The following is a 6,000-nucleotide window of genomic DNA, read 5'->3' on the forward strand; positions in this document are numbered from 1 at the left end:
AAAGAAACAAATAACGTAATTAATGAAACGTCTTATTCATTACTTATTCCTTATTAAAGAAAAAATGGTCCATATTTTCATCTTTACAAAGTTCAGGAAATTTATTTCAATAGGCACGCAAAACGAAAGTCCAATTTATTAGATTAGAGCTTTCCTATATGCAAAATATATAAAACGTGATCTGTTTTACCCATGGCATTGAGATTAAACCTACATAATCCGATTTTAATCATAGAGGATCAGGAGGAAAATCGAGATCTGATCGTAAGATTAGCCAAAAGTTTCGGAGTCGAAGCTGACACGGCTGCTGACGGGAAAGTCGGCTGTGAAATGGCTGAAAAAAAGGACTATTCCCTATATTTGGTGGATCTGGAAATGCCTGTCATGAACGGATTCGATTTTATCAAGCAGATAAAAGAAAAGAAGCCGGAGTCCTTGTTCATCGTAGTTTCCGGGAACGACGTTCCAGAGATTATCATAGAAGTGATGAAGTTGGGTATTTTCGATTATCTTATCAAACCGATCGATAGAGAAAGATTATACCAAGTGCTGGATAGAATCTCCGAATACATACGCTTAAAAGAAAGCGAAAGGATCCTGATACAGGAAAACGAAGAACGTCTTAAGGCTCAATTAAATTGGATCTTATACAAACAATCCTGGCTGACAGATCTGGAAAAGAATATTGATCTTTCCAAAAGTACACTCAATAATCTAAAACAAAGTTTCTTTAGTGGAGGAGGATTCGGAGCGATTGTCAGTATTGTAGAAATGCTCCAAGCTAGCGCCAAGAAGGAAGAAACTACCTACAATTTTTCATCTGATATAGTCGAATTACTCTTTGAGAATATATATTATACGAAAAAGGGACTTCTTTCTCTCGAAAAAAGTCTAGAGATACTGAATAAGAACTTTCAAAATTCTTTTCAAAAAATAAATAGCACCCAGATACATCATCTATTGGAAAAATCAAGATTAAGATTAGAGAGTTCCAACGAACAGTATAAACAAAAGAAGAATGTAACGATCCCGCAAATTTCCCTTCCTTCGAACGGATACCATATAAACGCAGATATAGACTCACTGAATCGAACATTCAACGAGCTATTGATCAACTCTTTGAAATATTCTTCCAATAATTCGGTTATAAACGTATACATCTCCGCCTCAGGAGGATACTTGAACATCAATATGAAAAACGAATTCGATCCACAATCGGTCCCTGGCATTCCTAAGAACAAGGAGCTAATGGTCAAACAACCATTCTATCGACTTGCGGGCTTTGTGCATGAGAATTTGGAAGATGAGGAATATTTCACCGGTTTAGGACTGACGATAGTTGACTTCGTAATAAAAAAACATGGCGGAATTTTTAGCATACACAACGTGATAGATCATTCTATCGGAGAAAAACCTATAGAAGTGGTGCTCGCCACAGTTTCTCTACCCATCGTAGATTAGAACGCGTTAAATCAATAATACAACGCGGTCCCTCCAGAATTCCTTATATTGCTTCGTCAGAAAAATCAAATTATACGAAAAATGTTTCCAGTATAGATAGAACTATTTCAAAACGTTTACCTACGATCCGAATATATCAAAAGATTTTATATAAAACTAAATAACCACTTAGGAAATATATTTCGTACGATAGAATAACTAACGTATACTAAAAGGATAGAGCGTACTTTCCGAACAATCCTACCTCAGAAGGGATAAATCTAACGTATAAATTAACAAATTCTCAGAAGGATTTTGCCTTATTTGACACGCAATGAACTTCAAACGCTGCATTCTATCTTACCTGTTCCTGATCAGAAAAGAAAGCTGCACGCGACTACATGTATCATCAGGACCGTTTTATAAAAATTCGTTCTAAAAATATTTATTCTTATCAAACGAAATTTATTGAATGATTTTCATTCCTTCATCGTCCTATTTCATTCAGGAAAGTTAAGCAACAATCTTTTCCTAAATAAAATCTGAAATAAGATCCTACTACATAAAGAATTTATAATTCGATTAACATATATCGGATGTGTGAAATCTATTTCGGATGAGGTGTATATTTTATGTCCAAAAAAATATTGATTATAGATGATTCTCCTGCTCAGAGAAAATTAGTGAAGGTGACCCTTGAATCAAAAGGGTATGAAGTATTAGAAGCCGAGAACGGTGCACAAGGTCTAGAATTGTTAAACCCCGATCTCAAACTGGTCGTTTGCGATGTGAATATGCCCATCATGGACGGAGTTGAATTCGTCGAAAAACTCAAATCAACCGGTAACTATCAGTTCCTTCCTATCGTTATGCTAACAACCGAATCCCAAACAGCTATGAAGGATAAGTTGGTCGCTCAAGGGATCCGTGCCTGGATCACAAAGCCGTTCAGTATGGACCAATTACTTTCTTCCGTCTCCAAATTAGTGGTATAAGGAACAGACCAACTCTTTTTCACGATGGATATGAACCGTAAAAATAAAATCAAAATTAAGGGAGAATTGAGAGCCCGTAAGTTAGCGGCAATACGCTCCCGGCTTATACCGTACACTGACACCGATCTTAGTTTGGATCTTTCAGAAATAAGCGAGTTCGACACATCCTCTTTACAATTTTTACTTTCTATCCAAAAGGAACTAGAAGCAAAGGGAAGCACACTGGTTGTAGTTTCCCCTTCGGAATCCGTGGAAAGAATAGTAAGATTTTATAATAAAGACTTTCTATTAGGATCTCGCATTTCAACGAACGAAGGAATAAATCATGGATCCTAGGGAAAAACCAGGCTTCACTGATTTTGTGTCCGAAACCAGGGATATGCTCGAATCTCTGGAAAGAGACTTAGTTAAAATCGGAGAAGGAAACCGCGAAAAGGAGATATTGAATTCGCTATTTAGATCGGTTCATACAATTAAAGGAACCGCTGGAATGTACGATTTCTCTAAAATCGCAGACTTCGTGCATTTTTTAGAAGAAACTTTAGATAAGGTCCGCGCAGGTAGCCTGGAACCGTCTAGCGATCTGATTCAGATAATTCTACTATGTAAGGACCATTTATTTCTCCGATTAGATACTTTCGAATCAGGAGAATTCGAGAGCGAAGAGGTCCTAAAAGAAGGTGAAAATCTGATCTTCAACCTTTCTAAACATAGTCCCAATTCTTTTCAATCGGAGCAGAAAGCTTCCGACAAAGTTTCGAATAATAACGGATCCAAGACCTGGAAACTCCATATTTCCTGCGGTAATAATCTATTCGTTAACGGATTAGATCCCTACCCTTTTCTCAGGTATCTTTCGGAAAAAGGCGAACTAAGCGAGATCAAATTAGATGAAGAAAGGATCCCTAAATTTTCCGATCTGGAAGCTACTGGCTGCTTTTTCGATATAGAAGCCGTTTACAAATCTGAACTTACGAAGGAAGAGATTTTAGAATCCTTCGAATTCGCAGGTTCCGATATGCAGGTCCAACTCGAGTCCGCATCAGATCCTTCTTCGAGTATTCAGGCCTATCAAAATGGAATCACCTCTAAAAATGGATTTCAGGAAAAATCAGAAACCGGATCCAAAAATAAGACTTCGGCTTCCAGAAGTATACGAGTCGATGCGGATAAATTAGACTTAGTCGTAGATCAAGTGGGAGAAGTGGTAGTTATCTCTTCCGCTCTTCAACAGATAGCTTTAGGACTGAAAGACGAATTCTTAGAAGAACTCACCCATAGGATGTCTCGTCTCTTAGAGGAAATACGTTCCAACAGTTTAAAACTGAGAATGGTCCCTGTGCAAACTTTATTTAGCAGGTATTCCAGGGTAGTTTTCGAATTAGGAAAACAAACAGGTAAATCCATCCGCTTGGAAATTAGGGGCGGAGAAACAGAACTTGATAAAAACTTAATAGACAACCTAGTCGATCCATTAACGCATATGGTCCGCAATTCAATAGATCATGGGATCGAATCCTCCGAAGAAGAAAGAATCAATTTAGGAAAACCTTCCGAAGCATTAATAATATTAGCCGCTTCTCATAAGGCTGGCGAGGTCCTTATAGAGATATCGGATGACGGAAAAGGAATAGACCCTGCAGCAGTCCTTAATAGGGCAAAAGAAAAAGGTTTATATAAAGAAGGAGATGCAATTAACGAAGAACAGATCTACTCACTTTTATTCGAACCTGGGTTCTCCACAGCCGCAAGCGTAACCGAACTTTCAGGAAGAGGTGTTGGACTGGATGTGGTAAAAAAGAATGTAGAATCCTTAAGAGGAAGAATAGAGATCAGCTCCGAAAAAGGAAAAGGAACTACATTTAAGATCATACTCCCGCTTACTCTCGCGAATATAGACGGATTCCTTTTGAGGATCGGAAAAAACAAATATGCGATCCCTTTGGATATGGTGAAGGAATGTATGGAGTTCCATCCTCAGGAATCCCTAGTCGGAGAACAGAATTATATAAAAGTTCGAGATAAGATCCTGCCTTGCGTAGACATGAACGATTGGTTCGGAGAACCGAAAGGAACGGAAGGAAGAAGGAACCTAGTCATAGTTAACTCTGGAAATCTCCAAGCCGGATTGATCGTTAACGAACTTTTAGGTAGGATCCATTCCGTCATTAAACCGTTAGGCGGTCTTTTCGAAGATACACAAGGCGTCAGCGGATTCGCTCTCATGGGGGACGGTTCCGTGGCAATGATTATAGATACTACAACGTTGCTTTCCAGAGTAAGGATAAACAACGAAAAAATACTACATAATGAACTGAATCTGCAAATCACCAGCCTCTCGGGGGCTTCGAAATAATATTGACGTCCCATCCGGGAGTCGGAGGAAAATATGAGCATTGCACAGAAGTTACTTGCAATCATTTTAATAGGGTTAGTCGGTCTTGGGCTAATAGATGGACTTTCCATCTACCAGATGAATCAGATACATAAAGATGGAAGTGGTTCAATCTCTTCTTCTAATTGGGAAAATGTATCCGCTTCTTTTTCTGATTTAAGATCCCTTGTTCGAGAAAATTACTCGAATACGGATCCGAATCGCCGATCGGAAATCATATCCCAAATCAAAAAGGATCGGGAAACAATCTCTTCTATCTTATCCGAAAACTCCGATCAAGTTTTCGATAAAAAGGAAGCAGAACTAATTTCGTCCGTGAAATCGGCTTCCGAAGACTATTTACAGACCTTTGCGAACGGGATCCTTTTAGAAAACGCAATTAGTTTGGAAGAAAGTGAATTCAGAGCAAAGGAAGAAATAGCTGCGAAGAAGTTTCTTTCCTCTTTGAAAAATAGACTAGATTACGCGGCTGCCTCCTTTAAACAAAAAGGAATAGAGACCGAGTCTTCCGTTTTAACGGTTTCCATATTATTGATCATATTCTCCTTAGGAATTATAACGTTATTCGCCATGTTAAGCTGGAGGATCGGAATACAGATCCGCCAACAATTAGGTGGAGATTATTCTCTTCTCTCAAAGATTACGAAAAAAATCGCCTCAGGAGATTTGTCTAGCGAGATCGACATGGATCATTTGGATCAAAGCGGTCTACTATTACAATTATCCGTCCTCCAAACCTCTCTAAAAGACCTGATGTTTGAGATGACAAAAATGTCCAAGGAACATGAAGCCGGAGACATTGATGTTAAGATAGATAGCTCCAAGTTCAAAGGTGTCTTCAAAACCATGTCGGAAGGGATCAATGATATGGTTTTCTCCCATATCGCAGTTAAGAAAAAAGCGATGGAGTGTTTCAAACAGTTCGGCGAAGGAAATATGGATGCTGACATCGAAAAACTTCCTGGTAAGAAGCAGTTCATAAACGAAACTATCGATCAAGTTAGAACAAATATCAAAGGCCTAGTAGCCGAGATGACAAAAATGTCCAAGGAACATGAAGCCGGAGACATTGACGTTAAGATAGATAGCTCCAAGTTCAAAGGAGTTTTCAAAACCATGTCAGAAGGAATCAATGATATGGTTTTCTCCCATATCGCAGTTAAGAAAAAA

The 6,000-nt window shown here is 38.5% G+C and carries 5 protein-coding genes; all 5 read left to right on the plus strand.

Going from position 1 to position 6,000, the window contains the following annotated elements:
• The first annotated feature begins 192 nt into the window (after positions 1 to 192).
• Entirely contained in the window at positions 193 to 1,461 is a 1,269-nt protein-coding gene (locus LPTSP_RS08775) for an ATP-binding response regulator (protein WP_108928441.1), read from the plus strand.
• A 611-nt stretch (positions 1,462 to 2,072) separates the two neighbouring features.
• Positions 2,073 to 2,435 carry a response regulator gene (locus LPTSP_RS08780; protein WP_108928442.1) on the plus strand — a complete coding sequence of 121 codons (363 nt, stop codon included), beginning with the start codon at positions 2,073 to 2,075 and terminating at the stop codon, positions 2,433 to 2,435.
• 30 nt (positions 2,436 to 2,465) lie between these two features.
• Complete coding sequence (locus LPTSP_RS08785) at positions 2,466 to 2,771, plus strand: STAS domain-containing protein (protein ID WP_167396429.1); 306 nt, start codon at positions 2,466 to 2,468, stop codon at positions 2,769 to 2,771.
• On the plus strand, positions 2,761 to 4,791 hold the full coding sequence (locus tag LPTSP_RS08790) for a chemotaxis protein CheA (RefSeq protein WP_108928444.1): 2,031 nt from the start codon (positions 2,761 to 2,763) through the stop codon (positions 4,789 to 4,791). Before LPTSP_RS08785 ends, LPTSP_RS08790 begins: the two co-directional genes overlap by 11 nt.
• A 33-nt stretch (positions 4,792 to 4,824) precedes the next feature.
• The coding region (locus LPTSP_RS08795; RefSeq protein WP_174704451.1) for an MCP four helix bundle domain-containing protein at positions 4,825 to 6,000 on the plus strand (1,176 nt) is incomplete at its 3' end.

The sequence above is a fragment of the Leptospira johnsonii genome (assembly GCF_003112675.1).
Classification (GTDB): domain Bacteria; phylum Spirochaetota; class Leptospiria; order Leptospirales; family Leptospiraceae; genus Leptospira_B; species Leptospira_B johnsonii.